Source organism: Janthinobacterium foliorum (genome assembly GCF_978021625.1).
This window is the reverse complement of the sequence record NZ_CDXDQE010000005.1, coordinates 216,504-233,268: the sequence shown is the minus strand read 5'-3', so window position 1 is coordinate 233,268 and position 16,765 is coordinate 216,504. Positions and strand designations below refer to the sequence as shown.

General features: G+C 64.1%; 11 protein-coding genes and 2 riboswitches. Of the genes, 5 read left to right on the top strand and 6 right to left on the bottom strand.

The genetic code is table 11. The annotated features are described in order from the left end of the window. Positions 1-8: 8 nt before the first annotated feature. The 3 genes from mgtA to ACZ92H_RS13420 form a co-directional block, all read right to left on the bottom strand. The gene (gene mgtA, locus ACZ92H_RS13430) at positions 9-2,693 is read right to left on the bottom strand and encodes a magnesium-translocating P-type ATPase (protein WP_465049750.1); all 2,685 of its coding nucleotides are present in this window, start codon (positions 2,691-2,693) and stop codon (positions 9-11) included. A 390-nt stretch (positions 2,694-3,083) separates the two neighbouring features. Next, complete coding sequence (locus ACZ92H_RS13425; protein ID WP_131378690.1) at positions 3,084-3,698, bottom strand: TetR/AcrR family transcriptional regulator; 615 nt, start codon at positions 3,696-3,698, stop codon at positions 3,084-3,086. 22 nt (positions 3,699-3,720) lie between these two features. Beyond that, positions 3,721-4,938 (bottom strand): Bcr/CflA family efflux MFS transporter, encoded by a 1,218-nt coding sequence (locus ACZ92H_RS13420; protein WP_465049748.1) that lies wholly within the window; start codon positions 4,936-4,938, stop codon positions 3,721-3,723. Positions 4,939-5,101: 163 nt separating this feature from the next. Here ACZ92H_RS13420 and ACZ92H_RS13415 point away from each other — a divergent pair, with 163 nt between their 5' ends. Continuing rightward, on the top strand, positions 5,102-5,260 hold the full coding sequence (locus ACZ92H_RS13415) for a hypothetical protein (protein WP_171985004.1): 159 nt from the start codon (positions 5,102-5,104) through the stop codon (positions 5,258-5,260). Between the two features lie 189 nt (positions 5,261-5,449). On the opposite strand, the gene gcvP is transcribed toward ACZ92H_RS13415, so the two are convergent. The 3 genes from gcvP to gcvT form a co-directional block, all read right to left on the bottom strand. Next, entirely contained in the window at positions 5,450-8,350 is a 2,901-nt protein-coding gene (gene gcvP / locus ACZ92H_RS13410) for an aminomethyl-transferring glycine dehydrogenase (protein WP_465049747.1), read from the bottom strand. Positions 8,351-8,453: 103 nt separating this feature from the next. Further along, positions 8,454-8,834 carry a glycine cleavage system protein GcvH gene (gene gcvH / locus ACZ92H_RS13405; protein WP_131378684.1) on the bottom strand — a complete coding sequence of 127 codons (381 nt, stop codon included), beginning with the start codon at positions 8,832-8,834 and terminating at the stop codon, positions 8,454-8,456. Positions 8,835-8,914: 80 nt separating this feature from the next. Then, complete coding sequence (gene gcvT / locus ACZ92H_RS13400; protein WP_465049746.1) at positions 8,915-10,036, bottom strand: glycine cleavage system aminomethyltransferase GcvT; 1,122 nt, start codon at positions 10,034-10,036, stop codon at positions 8,915-8,917. Between the two features lie 74 nt (positions 10,037-10,110). Next, a riboswitch (glycine riboswitch) is annotated at positions 10,111-10,216 on the bottom strand. Positions 10,217-10,244: 28 nt separating this feature from the next. Continuing rightward, positions 10,245-10,331, bottom strand: a riboswitch (glycine riboswitch). Positions 10,332-10,511: 180 nt separating this feature from the next. Here gcvT and ACZ92H_RS13395 point away from each other — a divergent pair. From ACZ92H_RS13395 to ACZ92H_RS13380, 4 genes are all read left to right on the top strand, one after another. Further along, positions 10,512-11,084: an ATP-dependent Clp protease proteolytic subunit gene (locus tag ACZ92H_RS13395; RefSeq protein ID WP_465049745.1), complete on the top strand. Its 573-nt coding sequence runs from the start codon at positions 10,512-10,514 to the stop codon at positions 11,082-11,084. A gap of 188 nt (positions 11,085-11,272) precedes the next feature. After that, the gene (locus ACZ92H_RS13390) at positions 11,273-11,872 is read left to right on the top strand and encodes a phosphatase PAP2 family protein (protein WP_131378863.1); all 600 of its coding nucleotides are present in this window, start codon (positions 11,273-11,275) and stop codon (positions 11,870-11,872) included. Between the two features lie 186 nt (positions 11,873-12,058). Further along, positions 12,059-15,586, top strand: coding sequence for a chromosome segregation protein SMC (smc, locus tag ACZ92H_RS13385; RefSeq protein WP_465049743.1), 3,528 nt, complete (start codon positions 12,059-12,061; stop codon positions 15,584-15,586). Next, positions 15,583-16,764, top strand: coding sequence for a cell division protein ZipA C-terminal FtsZ-binding domain-containing protein (locus tag ACZ92H_RS13380; RefSeq protein ID WP_131378676.1), 1,182 nt, complete (start codon positions 15,583-15,585; stop codon positions 16,762-16,764). The genes smc and ACZ92H_RS13380 overlap by 4 nt, the downstream gene beginning before the upstream one ends. The last annotated feature ends 1 nt before the right edge of the window (position 16,765 follow it).

Genomic DNA, 16,765 nt, shown 5'->3' with positions numbered 1-16,765 from the left:
CCATCATACTATTGCCAGCCGAATTTGCGCAGGTACACGCGTTTCATGAACGTCGTCAGCAGCGTGTAGCAGACCAGGATGCCCAGCAGCCAGGGGAAATAGCTCAGCGGCAAAGCTTGCAGCTTGAAGTAGCTCGCCAACGGACCCATCGGCAGGAACACGCCCACGGCCATGATGGCGGTGGTGGCCACCAGCAAGGGCACGGAAGCGATGCTGTCGATGAAGGGCAGCTTGGGCGTGCGGATCAGGTGCACGATCAGGGTTTGCGTCAACAGTCCCACGACGAACCAGCCGGACTGGAACAGGGTCTGCTGTTCCGGGCTGTTTGCGCCAAACACATGCCACATCAGGATGAAGGTGCTGATGTCGAAGATCGAGCTGATGGGGCCGAAAAACACCATGAAGCGGCCGATGTCGCGCGGGTTCCAGCTCAGCGGCTGCTGGATCAGCTCGGCGTCGACATTGTCGAATGGAATGGCGATCTGCGACACGTCATACAGCAGGTTTTGCACCAGCAGATGCAGCGGCAGCATGGGCAGAAACGGCAGGAAGGCACTGGCCACCAGCACGGAAAACACATTGCCGAAGTTCGAGCTGGCCGTCATGCGTATGTATTTGAGCATGTTGCTGAAAGTGCGGCGGCCTTCCAGCACGCCTTCTTCCAGCACCATCAGGCTCTTTTCCAGCAAGATGATGTCGGCCGCTTCCTTGGCGATATCCACGGCCGAATCGACGGAAATGCCGATGTCGGCCGCGCGCAGGGCGGGCGCGTCGTTGATGCCGTCGCCCATGAAGCCGACGATATGGCCATTGCCGCGCAGGGCGCGCACCAGGCGCTCCTTGTGCAGCGGGCTGAGCTTGGCGAACACAGTGTTCTCTTCGGCCGCGCGGGCCAAAGTGGCGTCATCCATGTCGTCCAGCTGCGGGCCTTGCAGCACGCCATGCACGGCCAGGCCCACTTCGCGGCAAATCTTCGCCGTCACCAGGTGGTTGTCGCCCGTTAATACTTTCACGGTGACGCCGTGCTCAAACAGCGCGCGCAGGGCGGGCGCCGTCGATTCCTTCGGCGGATCGAGGAAGGCCACGTAGCCGATCAGCGTGAGCGCCGTTTCATCGGCCACGCCGTACACGGTTTTATGGGGCGGCACTTCCTTGACGGCCACGGCCACCACGCGCAGCCCTTCCGCATTCAGGCCGTGCGTGGTGTCCAGCACTTTCGCCAGCAGGGCCGCATCGAGCGGAATGCTGACGCCGCCCAGGCGCAAATGGCTGCAGGCGGCGAGGATTTCCTCGACGGCGCCCTTGCAGATCAGCTCATGGTGGTCGTCGCGCTCGGAGACGACGACGGACATGCGGCGGCGCACGAAATCGAAGGGGATTTCATCGACCTTCACGTAATCGCGGGCCAGCTGCATTTCCGTCTGCAATTCAACATGGTCGAGCACGGCGCGGTCCAGCAGGTTTTTCAAGCCCGTCTGGTAGTGGCTGTTCAAATAGGCAAATTGCAGCACCTCGTCGGACGGCTGGCCGAAGACGTCGGTATGGCGCTCCAGCACGATCTTGTCCTGCGTCAGGGTCCCTGTCTTGTCCGTGCACAGCACGTCCATGGCGCCGAAGTTCTGGATGGCGTCCAGGCGTTTCACGACAACTTTCTTTTTAGACAGTTTCACGGCGCCCTTGGCCAGGGTGCTGGTGACGATCATGGGCAGCATTTCCGGCGTCAGGCCGACAGCCACGGACAGGGCAAAGAGAAACGCTTCCATCCAGTCGCCCTTGGTCCAGCCATTGATCAGGAACACGAGCGGCGCCATCACGAGGGCGAAGCGGATCAGCAGCCAGCTGACGCTGTTCACGCCCGCCTCGAACGCCGTCGGCGTGCGTTCGGTGGCCGTCACGCGCGTGGCGATGGTGCCGAAATAGGTGCGGTTGCCCGTGGCCAGCACCAGCGCCGTGGCGGCGCCGGAGATCACGTTGGTGCCCATGAACAGCAGATTGGCCAGCTCCATGGGATCCTTGCCATGGGCGTCGGCCAGTTCGGCCATTTTTTCCACGGGCAGGGATTCGCCCGTCATGGCGGCCTGGCTGACGAACAGGTCTTTCGCGGACAGCAAGCGGCAATCGGCGGGGATCATGTCGCCGGCCGACAGCACGATGATGTCGCCCTGCACCAGCTGGCGGATCGGCAATTCCGTTTGCTGGCCATTGCGCAGCACCGTGGCCGTGTTGCTGACCATGGCTTTCAGGCGCTCGGCGGCACGGTTCGAGCGGCCTTCCTGCACGAAGCGCAGCAGGGTCGACAAAATCACCATGGTGCCGATGACGATGGTGGCCTTCGGGTCTTCCGTCAGGTAGGACACGATCGCCAGCACGGTGAGCAGCAGGTTGAACGGGTTCTTGTAGCACAGCCACAGATGCTGGTACCAGGCCAGCGGTTTTTCATGCTCGACCTCGTTCGGCCCCGTTTGCGCGCCGATCACCTGCGCCTCGGCATCGCGCAAGCCTTCCAGGCGCGTGTGCAGGCGGTTCAGGGCGCTATCCAAGTCTTCATGGGCGGCGCCCAGCAACTGGCGCGCCAGATGGTCGGGCACGGGGCGGGCCGTGCTGTTTTCCAGCGGCATGGCACGGCGGCGGAAATGGCCGGCCGTGTGGCGTTTGCGCAGGAACGATTCGAACAGGCGGGTGAAGAGATTCATGCTCTTCCTTTCACGACGAGGTGTTGACGGGCGGCGCAGCCGCAGGCAAGACTTGCGTGCCGCAAGCGTACCATGGGCAACCATGGTGCTTGAGGGCAATCCGGGTCAGTAGCCGGTCGCGATCGGAAAGAGGGGGAGAGGCGCGCGCCCGACTGGCCGCGAGAGACACCGCACCTTGCTCAGCAAGGCACGGCGGAAGGAACCCGTGTTGCTTGCTGTTTAGCTGCCGAGGCAATCACCGATACAAGATCGGCTACTGTCACTAGAACAAGTACCCACGTGGGACTCCGTAAATGAATAATGGGGGCATCTTATGCACGTGCTGCAAGAGTGTCAACTGAAGAAATCTTAGGTTTCCAAAGTGTAATGTGACGGTTGCAGGCCGCATGCTCAGCCATGTTGCGTGGCCAGCGCCAGCGAATCGGACAATATCTGCCACAGCGCGGCATGGCGCTGCTGTAATGTCGCACCGCCTGCGTAGATCAGTTCCACGTGCAGGCTGTCGACGATGCCCAGGTAGGCTTGCGCGTACAGCTCGCTGCGTTGCGCTGGCAAGGATGGCGCCAGCCGGCCCAGGCTGGCCACGTAATGGCGCTGCAATTGCGCCAGCAGCGTTTCGTAACCGGTGCCCACTTCCACGCGCAGGGTGGCGGGCGGCAGGTAGGCCGTGCGCAGCAGGAAGCGCAGGTGGGCCGAGTCCGCATAGCGCTGGGCCATGCGGTCGCAGTACAGCGAGCCGGCCAGCGGGCCGCCGGCGCCCGGCGCCAGCGCCGCTTCATCGGCAAAGCAGGCGTCCATGAAGGCCTGCTCTTCTGCCAGGGCGTCGGCAAAGACGTCGAGGAAAAGGGCATCCTTGCCGGCGAAATGCGAATACAGCGAAGCCTTGCGCATGCCTGCCAGCTCGGCGATGTCGCTGAGGGACGAGGCGTCGTAGCCGTGCTCCGAAAAGTGGACGACGGCGACGGCACAGATATTATCGGCCGAGGCCGAGCGTTTTTTCATCATTGGGGTGATATGAGGTGAGGCGTCAGTGCGCTCCCTGGCTGGCGGCGGCGACCGGATGGCGGCGCGCAGTTGCCAGGGTCAGCCATGATACCAGCAGGCCGGAAACGGTCAAGAACAGCAGCCATGGCAACGGCCCCCGTTCGGACAGGCCGGCGGCCAGCGGCGTGGCCAGCGACGACAAGGTCATCTGGATGGCGCCCAGCAAGGCGGCCGTGGAGCCGAGCGCCCGCTGTTGCGAACCCATGGCCATGGCCATCAGCGCCGCTTCCGCAATGCCCAGGCCGAACAGGGCCATGAACATGCCGGGCACGACGGCCGCGATGCCGTAGCCGGCCCATGCGCCCAGCAGGGCCAGCGCGGCGCCGCCCAGCATGGCGGCACTGCCGGCCATGCACAGGCGCGCCAGGCCATGGCGCTCCACCAGGCGTCCGCTGGCCAGCGCGCCCAGCAGCACGGCCACGCCCGTGGCGCCAAACACGAGGCCGAAGCTGCTGGCGGACAGGCCGAAGTCGCGCTGGTAGACGAGCGACGCGCCGCCGATATAAGCAAACAGGAAGAAGAAGCTGGCGGACAGGGCCAGCGCGGGCAGCAAAAAGGCGCGGTCCAGCGCAATGCGCGCATACGTGCGGTGCAGGCCTTGCGGCGAGACCCGGCGCGCGGGCGGCAAGGTTTCCGGCAGGAACAGTGCGCTGTTAAGCAAGGTGATGGCGCCCAGCGCGGCCAGGGCCAGCATCACGGCGCGCCAGCCGTAATGCGCATCGAGCATGCCGCCCACGGCGGGCGCCAGCACGGGCGCCAGGCCGACGATGGTCATCAGGAGGGCAAACAGCTGCGCCGCTTTGACGCCATCGGCCACGTCGCGCACCATGCTCATCACCACGACGAGGGTCAATGCGGCGCCCAGGCCTTGCGCCAGCCGCGCCAGCAGCAGAGTGCCCAGCTGGTCCGCCTGCGACGCCCACGCGGCGGCAAGAATGTAGACGGCGATGCCGGCCAGCAGCGGGCGGCGCCGGCCCAGCATGTCCGTGAGCGGGCCGCACAGCAGCTGTCCGCCGCCCAGGGCCAGCAGGAAGACGGTCAGGCTCAGCTGCACGTTCGCATACGAGGCGTGCAGCTCGCGCGCCATGGCCGGCATCGAGGCCAGGTACATATCGATGCCGGCCGGGCCGAGCACGGCCACCAGGGCCAGGGAGGCCGCCAGCCCGAGACTGGCGGCGGGGAGAGGGGATTGCTGCTGCATTGCGCTTCTTTCATATCGTCAAAAAACACGGCATGGACACTGCCGTCTTTTTTATTGTACACTGGCTACCTACCGATAGGTAGTTTACCCAATCACTGAAAAGGATGAGGACGATGAATAAAGAAACCATGACGGGTGCGCGGCATCCGCGGGGAGAGTGGGCATGACGGAAGTAGGCATTTCGCTCAGCGGCGTGGCCGTGGCACTGCTGTTCGCCGCCTGGAGTTCGCACCGCGCCCGCTGCGAGCGGCGCGATGTCGTGTTGCTGACGATGCTGGGCACGGCCCTGGGCTTGCCGGGCGCGGCCTTGCTGGCGCTGTAGGCCGAATTGGCGGAGTTGTAGGTCGGATTAGCGGAGCGTAATCCGACATCGCCACGAGCGCCAACCCTGTGTCGGATTACGCGCTTGCGCGCTAATCGGACCTACGTGGATGTGTAGGCATAAAAAAAGGCAGGCCGCGTGGCCTGCCTTCTCGTCGTCGATACGCCCGCCGGAGCGGGCGCCCGGGGTTTACTCTTCTTCGTACGAGCTGATCGGCGCGCAGCCGCAGAACAGGTTGCGGTCGCCGTACACGTTGTCGGCGCGGCCGACCGGCGGCCAGTACTTGCGCTGGCGCAGGGAAGCGACGGGGTAGGCGGCGATTTCGCGGCTGTACTTGCGTTCCCAGTTGTCCGACAGCAGCACCTGCGCCGTGTGCGGCGCGTTCCTCAAAGGGTTGTCGTCGTGGTCGAATTCACCGCTGGCGACCTTGGCGATTTCCGCGCGGATGGCGATCATGGCGTCGATGAAGCGGTCGATCTCCACTTTCGATTCGCTTTCCGTCGGCTCGATCATCAGGGTGCCCGGCACGGGGAAGCTCATGGTCGGCGCATGGAAACCGAAGTCCATCAAACGCTTGGCCACATCTTCGTTGCTGATGCCGGTGGCGTCCGTGATCGGGCGCAGGTCCAGGATGCACTCGTGGGCGACCAGGCCGTCGTGGCCCGAGTACAGCACGGGGTAGTGCGGCGCCAGGCGGCGCGCGATGTAGTTCGCCGCCAGGATTGCCGTCTCGGTGGCGGCCGTCAAGCCTTCCGCGCCCATCATGGCGATGTACATCCACGAAATCGGCAGGATGCTGGCCGAGCCGAATGGCGCGGCGCTGACGGCGCCGATGCCGGCAGCGTCGCGCTGGTAGCCGGAGGAGCGCTGGTTCGGCAGGAATTTCGCCAGGTGGGCGCCCACGCCGATCGGGCCGACGCCCGGTCCGCCGCCGCCGTGCGGGATGCAGAAGGTCTTGTGCAGGTTCAGGTGCGACACGTCGCCTCCAAAACTGCCGGGAGCGGCCACGCCGACCAGCGCGTTCATGTTGGCGCCGTCGATGTACACCTGGCCGCCGTGCGAGTGGATGATCTCGCACAGTTCCTGGATGCCTTCTTCAAATACGCCGTGCGTGGACGGGTAGGTGACCATCACGCAGGCCAGGTTGGCGCTGTGCTTTTCCGCTTTCGCCTTCAGGTCGGCCAGGTCCACGTTGCCGTTGGCGTCGCAACTGGTGACGACCACCTGCATGCCGACCATGTTGGCCGATGCGGGGTTGGTGCCGTGCGCCGACGATGGAATCAGGCAGATGTTGCGGTGGCCTTCGCCGCGCGATTCGTGGTAGGCCTTGATCACCAGCAGGCCCGCGTATTCGCCTTGCGAGCCGGCGTTCGGCTGCAGCGAGACGGCGGCGTAGCCCGTCAGCGCGCACAGCATCTCTTCCAGCTGCGAGATCATTTCGCGGTAGCCGACCGTCTGCGCGTCCGGCGCGAACGGGTGGATGTTGGAGAACTCGGGCCAGGTGACGGGGATCATTTCGCTCGTCGCGTTCAGCTTCATGGTGCACGAACCGAGCGGGATCATGGTGCGGTCCAGCGCCAGGTCCTTGTCGGCCAGGCTGCGCAGGTAGCGCAGCATTTCGTGTTCCGAGTGGTAGCTGTTGAAGACGGGGTGCGTCAGGTAGGCGCTGGTCCGGCTCAGCTGCGCCGGCAGGGCGCTGGTCACATTGGCTTCCACGCTGTCCAGGTCAGGCGCGGCAGGCGCGTTGGCGACGCCGTCGGCGAACACCTTCCACAGCAGCGCGATATCGTCGCGCGTGGTGGTTTCGTCCAGCGACAGGCCGACGTGGGTGGCATCGACCTTGCGCAGGTTGACGCCGTGCTTCAGGGCTGCCGCGTGCAGCTTGTCCGCATCGGCGACGTTGACCGTCAGGGTGTCGAAGTAGGTGGCGTTGGCGATGCCGTAGCCCAGGGTTTTCAGGTTGGCCGCCAGCACGCCCGTGTAGCGGTGCACGCGCCGGGCGATCTGCAGCAGGCCGGCAGGGCCGTGGTAGACGGCGTACATCGAGGCCATCACGGCCAGCAGCACTTGCGCCGTGCAGATGTTCGAGGTCGCTTTTTCGCGGCGGATATGCTGTTCGCGCGTTTGCAGGGCCAGGCGGTACGCCTTGTTGCCTTGCGCATCGACGGTCACGCCCACCAGGCGGCCCGACATGTTGCGCTTGAATTCATCGCGCGTGGACAGGTAGCCCGCGTGCGGGCCGCCGAAACCGAGCGGCACGCCGAAGCGCTGGCTGTTGCCGACGACGACGTCGGCGCCCCATTCGCCCGGCGGCGTGAGCATGGTCAGGGCCAGCAGGTCGGCCGCGACGATGACCATGGCGCCATTCGCGTGCAGCTTTTCCACGCCGGCGCGGTAGTCGCGCACGACGCCGTTCACGCCCGGGTATTGCAGCAGCACGCCGAAGCAGGCGTCCAGCGATTCGATTTCCGCAGGATCGAAGGTGCGCACGTCGATGCCGATCGGCTGGGCGCGCGTCTGCACCACTTCCAGGGTTTGCGGCAGCACGTCGCTGGCGACATACAGCACGTTCGACTTCGACTTGCCCACGCGCTGGATCAGGGTCATCGCCTCGGCGGCGGCCGTGCCTTCGTCCAGCATCGAGGCATTCGCGATGCCCATGCCGGTCAGGTCGGTGATCACTTGCTGGAAGTTCAGGATCGCTTCCAGGCGGCCCTGCGAAATCTCCGGCTGGTAAGGCGTGTACGCCGTGTACCAGGCCGGGTTTTCAAAGATGTTGCGCAGCACGACGCCTGGGGTGAAGGTGTTGTAGTAGCCCTGGCCGATCAGCGATTTCAAGACCTGGTTCTTGCCGGCGATGGCTTTCAGGCGCGACAGCGCTTCCTGTTCCGGCATCGGCTGCGAGTATGCGCCCAATGGCAGGGCGCCCTTGTTGCGGATGTTGGCCGGTACCAGGGCATCGATCAGCGCGGCGCGCGATGGATAGCCGAGGGTCGCCAGCATGGCGGCTTGTTCGGTGTGGGAAGGGCCGATGTGGCGGGCGATGAAGGCATCGCGTGCTTCGAGTTGGGTCAGGCTGGTGCGGGTCATGATATAGAGGCCAAAAAAGACTGAAAAACCGGGATGCGGGGCGCGGGCGCAGCGCAGAAAAAATGCAAACGGGCCGCGATGGCGGCCCGTGAATCAAACGCGATTACGCGCCGGTGGTGGCGCCATAGGCGGCAGCGTCGAGCAGGCCGTCCAGGGCCGACACGTCGGCTGGCTTGATCTTGAACAGCCAGTTGGCGTAGGCGTCGGCGTTGATCGACTCAGGCGAGTTGACCACGTCGTCGTTGACGGCGACGACTTCGCCGGCGATCGGCGCGTAGATGTCGCTGGCGGCTTTCACCGACTCCACCACGGCGGCGTCGTCGCCGGCGCCGTAGGTATTGCCCACGGTTGGCAGTTCGACGAAGACGATGTCGCCCAGTGCATCCTGCGCGTATTCGGTGATGCCGACGGTGATGGTGCCGTCTGCTTCAAGGCGTACCCATTCGTGGGAAGCGGTGTACTTCAGGTCTGCAGGAATGTTCATGTGTGGCTCCAGATGGTAAGTGTTCGTTATTGATTATGGTTGTACGGTCTTGCGGGCGGTGGCTCTCTATTGCTAATCGCTTACGCAGCCAGGATTTTACCGTTACGCACGAAAGGCAGCTTGACGACGGAAGCGGCCAGCTGCTTGCCGCGGATTTCCACGTGCACGGTATCGCCCACGGCCACGCCGTTCGGCACGCGCGCCAGGGCGATCGCTTCCTGCATCGTCGGGCTGAAGGTGCCGCTGGTGATTTCGCCCGTGGCTTCGGTCCCGGCGATGATGACTTTCTGGTGCGCGCGCAGCACGCCGCCTTTTTCGCGCAGGATCAGGCCGACGAATTGCGCGTTCTGGCCCTTGGCCAGCAGGGCGGCCTTGCCGATGAAATCGCGTTCGCTGACCAGGTCGATGGTCCACGCCAGGCCCGCGTCGAGCGGGTTGACCGTTTCATCCATGTCCTGGCCGTACAGATTCATGCCCGCTTCCAGGCGCAAGGTGTCGCGCGCCCCCAGGCCGGCCGGCTTGACGCCGGCGGCGGCCAGGGCATTCCACAGCGCTTCCACCTGGCCGGCGGCCACGCCGATTTCAAAGCCGTCTTCGCCCGTGTAGCCGGTGCGCGCCAGCATGATCTCGCCGAAGGCCGTGTCCTTGACGATGACGACGTTGAAGGGCTTGATGGCTTCCGAGGCGGCTTGGGTTTCCGGCAGCACTTGCCACGCCTTGGCGCGCGCATTCGGGCCTTGCACGGCGACGAGGGCGATGGCGTCGCTGCCGTCGCGGCGCTGGGTGATCGTCAGGCCGCTGTCGGTGGCCGTGTTTTGCTGCTGCATCCAGGCCACGTCTTTTTCCGCCGTGCCCGCGTTGACGACCAGGCGGAACCAGTTTTCGTTGAAGAAGTAGACGATCAGGTCATCGATGACGGTGCCTTCGGCGTTGAGCATGCACGAGTACAGCGCCTTGCCCGACACTTGCAGCTTGTCGACGTTATTGGCCAGCAGGCCGCGCAAAAAGGCGCGCACGTTCGGACCTTCGATATCGACCACGCACATATGCGACACGTCGAACATGCCGGCGTCGCCGCGCACGGCGTTGTGCTCTTCGATTTGCGAGCCGTAGTTGACGGGCATGTCCCAGCCGCCGAAATCGACCATGCGGGCGCCGAGGGCACGGTGGGCGTTATTGAGTGGGGTCGCTTTGAGCGTCATGGATTCCTCGGGACGAAGGTAAAAGGGGAGTTAACAAAACATAGAATAGCCAAACACGGCTTTCCAGCGTGATCACTGACCCCCCTGTCCTTTGTACCTGAGAGATTACGGGGGCTTGCCCCGTGCGCCCCTTCGGTGGGCCGCCGGCAATAGCCGCGGCCGCTCTCCAGAGTTGAGCTAAAACGTGTCGCCAAAGCAACAGCTTCAGTCCGCCTGATCGGTCCTTTTGCCTGAGAGTTTTTGGGTAGTGCCCCTTCGGCGGCAACGCTGGTTTGCCCTCTCCCGATCAAGTGGGAGGAATATATGCCAGCAGGGTGGTTCTGTCAATCTGTAAAGACGTGGCGCGGGTGTGGCAAAAGTGCCGCAAAAGCGCCGTTTTGCGGGGCTGGCGGAGGTCCTGCCCCGTTGCAAATCGGCGCGCAGCCGCGCAGGAATGCGCTATCATGAAATCCTGGCTTTCTTGCGGGTGCCTGCCATGAACAATACGCAAAACGAGACGCAAAACAACACCGAGCAGCACGGTTATTTCACCCTCTCCGGCGACGTCAACAGTGACATGGTGCGGCGCGTCTTCAACGCCGTGGCCGACATCACGGAAGACAAGCTCACCACGGCGCATATCCTGATCCAGTCGAACGGGGGCTATGTCAGCGATGGCATCTGCCTGTATAACTTCCTCAGCAAGTTGCCGCTCGACATCATCACCTATAACGGCGGCGCCGTGGCATCCATCGCCGTGACCCTGTTCCTGTCGGGGCGCCAGCGCCATGCCAGCGACACGGCCCGCTTCATGGTGCACAAGTCGCACGCGACGGCCTCGCCCGGATCGCGCCCCGATGCGCTCAGCATCATCGTCGAGGGGCTGCGCGCCGACGACATGCGCACGGAGCGCATCCTGCGCAACCACGTCAAGCTGACGGAAGAGCAGTGGCAGGTGCATGCGTATTCCGACCTGCACCTGACGGCCGAGCAGGCGCTGGACGTGGGCATGATCACCGCGATCCGCGACTTTGCGCCGCCCAAGGGCAAGCGCCTGACGAATATCTGAGCCGCCGGGAGCGTCACCGGGGTAGGCAGGATTGTTTCCATTGGGTAATTTGTAATGGAATGTAATTCTTGGCCCCGGTTTTTGAAAAGCCGCGCGGAACAGGGGCGAGTCATGGCATAGTGCGGGCTGATCATGAAATAAGCGCTGGCACGATGACTTGGTGGAATGGAATTTCTTTTGCGGCCGATATGTCGCTGATGGGGCCGGCAGGGGTGGCGATCGCCCTGTGGCTGCTGGTGTCGCGCCAGTGGCGGCTGGTGTTCAGCTGGAGCCTGTGGTACGGCGGCGGCCTGGCGCTGGTGGTGCTGTCCAAGCTGGCTTTCATGAGCTGGGGCGTGGGCAGCAGCAGCCTCGACTTTACCGGTTTCAGCGGCCATGCCATGCGCGCCGGCGCCGTCTTTCCCGTCCTGATGTATGTCTTGCTGCAGCGGGCGGAGCGTCCCTGGCGCCATGCCGGCGTGCTCGCTGGCGTGGCGTTCGCCGTGCTGGTGGCCATTTCGCGCGTCGTCGTGCATGCGCACAGCGTGTCGGAAGCCGTCAGCGGCTGCTTGCTGGGCCTGGCGGTGGCGCTGGGCTTCATGTGGAATGCCCGCGGCGCCGTGAATATCGCCGTTAGCCATGCGCTGGCCCTGGCCAGCCTGGTGCTGATGGTGGTGCTCAGCTTCAAGGCGGAGCCGATGCCGACCGAATTGTGGCTGCAAAAACTGGCCAAGGTCTTGTCGGGCCATGACCGGGTTTTTTCCCGGGCTGACTGGAAACTGGCGCAAGACGGGCGCCCAGCCCCGTGATGTGGTGGCGGCCGGCGCCTGGCGCTGCTGTTTTTTGGCCAGAAAAGCATCAGGAAATGGTATGATCAACCACGCCCTGCGGCGAATGGCCAGACTGCCGTCGCCGCAATGGTGACCAGCAAACCGAATACGAACCGGGTTCACCCATAAATCAACCGCCAGCATAGGCCAGGAACTCTAAAACACGTGCGTCTCTCTTCCATCAAGTTGTCGGGATTTAAGTCTTTCGTCGATCCCACCAATTTCCAGGTGCCAGGCCAGCTCGTGGGCGTGGTCGGACCGAACGGCTGCGGCAAGTCGAACATCATCGACGCCGTGCGCTGGGTGCTGGGCGAATCGAAAGCGTCGGAGTTGCGCGGCGAGTCGATGCAGGACGTCATTTTCAACGGTTCCACGCACCGCAAGCCGGCCGGCCGCGCCTCCGTCGAGCTGGTGTTCGACAACAATGATGGCAAGGCGTCCGGCCAGTGGGGCCAGTACGCCGAGATCGCCGTCAAGCGCACCCTGACGCGCGACGGTACGTCCACCTACTACATCAATGGCCAGCCCGTGCGCCGGCGCGACATCCAGGATATCTTCCTCGGCACGGGCCTGGGCCCGCGCGCCTACGCCATCATCGGCCAGGGCATGATTTCGCGCATCATCGAATCGCGCCCCGAAGAATTGCGCGTCTTCCTCGAAGAAGCGGCCGGCGTATCGAAATACAAGGAACGCCGCCGCGAGACGGAAAACCGCTTGCAGGACACGCGCGAGAACTTGCTGCGCGTGGAAGACATCTTGCGCGAACTCAATGCCAACCTGGAAAAGCTGGAAGCGCAGGCGGCCGTCGCCACGCGCTTCCATGCCTTGCAGGCGGACCAGGAAGAAAAGCAGAAGCTGCTGTGGCTGCTGCGCAAGAACGAGGCGCAGAACGAGCAGACGCGCTACTTCCGCGAAGTGGAACAGGCGCAGACAGACCTGGAAGAGCAGACGGCCAAGCTGCGCAACGTGGAACTGACCCTGGAGCAGATGCGCCAGGCGCACTTTGCCGTGGGCGACCGCCTGCATACGGCGCAAGGCCATCTGTACCAGACGAATGCGGAAATCGGCAGCCTGGAAGCGCAGATCAAGTTCGTCATCGAATCGCGCGCGCGCCTGCAGGCGCAGCTGGCCACCCTGACGGCCCAGCGCGACCAATGGAGCAGCCAGGGCGTCGAGTACCAGGAACAGATCGAAGAGGCGGAGTTCCACCTCGAGGAGCTGGCCGCCAAGGTGGAGCAGTCGCAGATGATGGCCGAACAGAAGGGCGAGCAATTGCCCGAGCTGGATGCCGCCTGGCGCGCCGCGCAGTACAAGAGCACGGAGTCGCGGGCGAAGATCATGCAGGCCCAGCAGCAACTGGAACTGGAATCGGCGCACCAGCGCAACGCCTCGAACATCCTGGCCAGCCTGTTGACGCGCCGCGAGCGCCTGCAGCAGGAAAAGAACAGCCTCAGCCTGCCCGACAGCAGCCACCTGGAAAACCTCAAGCTGCAACTGGAAGAAAAACAGCAGGCGCTGGAAGAGCAGAGCTTTTACCTGGAAGAAGCGCTGGAACAGCAGCCCAAGCTGGAGCAGGAGCGGGCCGAAGCGCAGGCGCAAGTCAATGCGGAAACGGCGGCGAATGCCCAGCTGGAAGCACGCCTTTCCGCATTGAAACAATTGCAGGAGCGGGTGCAGACCCAGGGCAAGGTCCAGCCGTGGCTGAAGAAGCACGAGCTCGACACCTTGCCGCGCCTGTGGCAAAAATTGCAGATCGAGGCGGGCTGGGAAGCGGCCATGGAAGCTGTCCTGCGCGAGCGCACGTCGGCGCTGCAGCTGTCGAATATCGACTGGGCCAAGGCTTTCTTTGCGGACGCGCCGCCTGCCAAGCTGGCCCTGTACGCGCCCTCCACCGTGGCGCCGCTGCCCGTGCCGGAAGTGCCGGGCCTGAAACCGTTCCTGAATTTGCTGAAACTCAACGATCCGGGCTTGCGCGGCTTGTTGCAGGATTGGCTGTACAACGCCTACGCCGTGGAAGACGCAGCCGAGGCGCTGGCTGAACGGGGCAAGCTGCCGCCGGGCGGCTATTTCGTCACGCGCCAGGGCCACGTGGTGACGGCGTCCAGCGTGCGCTTCTACGCGGCCGATTCGGAGCAGGAAGGCATGCTGGGCCGCCAGCAGGAAATTGACAATATCGGCAAACAGTTGCGCGCCCAGCAATTGCTGGCCGAAGAGGCGCGCGCCCGTTCCGTGCGGGCCGACGCGGCCGTGGGCGCCCTGACGCGCAACCTGTCGGACTTGCGCCTGCGCATACAGCAGCTCACTTCTTCCGTGCACACCTTGCAGCTGGATGTGGTGAAACTGTCGGAAGTGGAGGCGCGCTTCAACCAGCGCAGCACGCAGATCGGCGCCGACCTGGCCGAGATCGCCGCGCAGGAAGCGGAACAGATGCAGACCAAGCTGGAATCGGAAGAAAAATTCGAACAGCTGGACATGGAACTGGGCAACTTGCAGGAAGCGCACGAAGACGGCCATACGGACTTCCTGCAGAAGGAACAGCGCCTGGCCGAGGCGCGCGAAGCCTTGCGCGACCTGGAGCGGGCCGCCAAGGATACGGAATACGCGGAAAAAGCCCACCGCGCGAAGATCGAGGAATTGCGCCGCAATATCGCCACGGCCAGTACGCAGGCCCAGCAGGTGACGGAAAGTCTGCAGGCGGGGCAGCTGGAACTGGCCAACCTGGAAAGCGGCGCCGCCGCCGACGGCTTGCAGGATCTGCTCGAGCGCCGCACCACGCAGGAGCGGGCGCTGGCCGATGCACGTCACGAGCTGGACCAGATCACGCAGCAGCTGCGCCTGTCCGAGGATGCGCGCACGCAATCGGAACGCAGCCTGCAGCCGCAGCGCGACAAGATCATGGAAATGCAGCTCAAGGAACAGGCTGCGCGCCTGAACCAGGAACAATTCGCCCAGCAACTGCTGGAATCGGGCGCCGACGAGGCCGCCCTGACGGAAAAGCTGCACCCGGACATGCGTCCATCGTATCTGCAGGGCGAAGTGACGCGCCTGACGAATGCCATCACGGGCCTGGGCGCCGTCAACCTGGCCGCGCTCGACGAGCTGGCGCAGGCGTCCGAGCGCAAGAATTTCCTCGACGCCCAGAATGCCGACCTGACGGAAGCGATCAACACCCTGGAAGACGCGATCCACAAGATCGACAAGGAAACGCGCGACCTGCTGCAAGACACGTTCGACAAGGTCAACCACCACTTTTCCGAGCTGTTCCCCATTCTGTTTGGCGGCGGCCAGGCCAGGCTCACCATGACGGGCGACGAGATTCTCGATTCCGGTGTACAAGTCATGGCACAGCCGCCTGGCAAGAAAAATGCCACCATCCACCTGTTGTCCGGTGGAGAGAAAGCGCTGACCGCGACCGCATTGGTGTTTTCCATGTTCCGCCTGAACCCGGCGCCGTTCTGCCTGCTCGACGAAGTCGATGCACCGCTGGACGATTCGAACACGGAACGCTTCTGCCGCATGGTCAAGCGCATGTCCGACCAGACCCAATTCCTTTTCATTTCGCATAACAAGATTGCGATGGAAATGGCCCATCAATTGATCGGTGTGACGATGCAGGAGCAAGGCGTATCGCGCATCGTGGCGGTGGACATGGAGTCCGCCGCAAATTTTGCTACCGAGGCACAAGCAGCATGACAGACCTTCAAATTACCTTGTTCGGCGCCGGCGGCGTCTTTATCGTCGGTGTTTTCTCCTACAACAAATGGCAGGAATACAAGGCCAAGAAAAGCGTGGAACGCGCCTTTTCCACCGACCACGATGACGTGCTGATGCGCGAAGGCGAATCGCCCGTCGCCGATGCCCAGGAACCCGTGCTGCGCCAGGAACCGCGCTTCGATGCGGCGCCCGCCGTCAAGGCGGAACCGTCGTTCGGCGCGCCGCCCCCCGTCGCCGTGGCCGATGCTCCCGTGCATGCGGAACCATCGCTGGGCGGTGCGGTTGCCGAACCTGCATCTGCTGGCGCCGTTGCCGCGCCGGCTGCCCCGGTGCAGGAAGAAGTCAGCGCCGCCAGCGAACAGGCCACCTGCCTGGTCGACCCGCTGATCGACTGCCTGCTGCCCCTGTCGCTGGAAGCGCCCGTGCGCGGCGACAAGATCCTGCCCGTGCTGCAAACCCTGCGCCTGGTGGGCAACAAGCCCGTGCACTTCATTGGTTTGCACGTGAATGGCGACTGGGAACCGATCACGCATGGCGGTGTCTACACCAAGATGCAGGGCGGCGTGCAGCTGGCCAGCCGCAGCACGGCCCTGAATGAACTGGAATACTCGGAACTGGTCACGCGCCTGCGTGGCGTGGCCGACGACATCGGCGCGGAACCGGAAGTGCCGGACATGATGGAAGTGATGGCCGAGGCGCGCAATCTGCACCGCTTCGTCGCCGGCCACGACGCCCAGCTGGGCGTCAACCTGCACACCAACGGCGCGCCATGGGCCATTTCCACCCTGCTCGTGGCGCTGGAAAAACAAGGCTTCGACGTGCGTCCGGACGGCCGCTTCGTCATGCCCGACGGCGACGGCGGCTATCTGTTCTCGCTGTCGACGAATGTCACCCTGGCCGAGGAAACCACGCCCCGGCTGACCCTGCTTCTGGACGTGCCTTGCGTGGCGCCCGCGCGCGACGGCTTCGGCGCCATGGTCGCCTGCGCCCGCGCGCTGGTGGGCCGCCTGGACGCGACCATCGTCGACGATTACAACCAGGCCCTGTCGGACGCGGCATTGGCCGAGATCGCCGGCCAGGTGCAAGAGTTTTACCAGGAAATGGACGCGGCCGACATCCCGGCCGGTTCCACCCGCGCCCTGCGTTTATTTAGCTGAA

Coding starts and splice junctions, on each gene's coding strand:
- gcvP (WP_465049747.1), bottom strand. CDS start 8,350: ATGACCCGCACCAGCCTGACCCAACTCGAAGCACGCGATGCCTTCATC.
- ACZ92H_RS13415 (WP_171985004.1), top strand. CDS start 5,102: ATGACGGAAGTAGGCATTTCGCTCAGCGGCGTGGCCGTGGCACTGCTG.
- gcvH (WP_131378684.1), bottom strand. CDS start 8,834: ATGAACATTCCTGCAGACCTGAAGTACACCGCTTCCCACGAATGGGTA.
- ACZ92H_RS13390 (WP_131378863.1), top strand. CDS start 11,273: ATGTCGCTGATGGGGCCGGCAGGGGTGGCGATCGCCCTGTGGCTGCTG.
- mgtA (WP_465049750.1), bottom strand. CDS start 2,693: ATGAATCTCTTCACCCGCCTGTTCGAATCGTTCCTGCGCAAACGCCAC.
- ACZ92H_RS13395 (WP_465049745.1), top strand. CDS start 10,512: ATGAACAATACGCAAAACGAGACGCAAAACAACACCGAGCAGCACGGT.
- ACZ92H_RS13420 (WP_465049748.1), bottom strand. CDS start 4,938: ATGCAGCAGCAATCCCCTCTCCCCGCCGCCAGTCTCGGGCTGGCGGCC.
- ACZ92H_RS13425 (WP_131378690.1), bottom strand. CDS start 3,698: ATGATGAAAAAACGCTCGGCCTCGGCCGATAATATCTGTGCCGTCGCC.
- gcvT (WP_465049746.1), bottom strand. CDS start 10,036: ATGACGCTCAAAGCGACCCCACTCAATAACGCCCACCGTGCCCTCGGC.
- ACZ92H_RS13380 (WP_131378676.1), top strand. CDS start 15,583: ATGACAGACCTTCAAATTACCTTGTTCGGCGCCGGCGGCGTCTTTATC.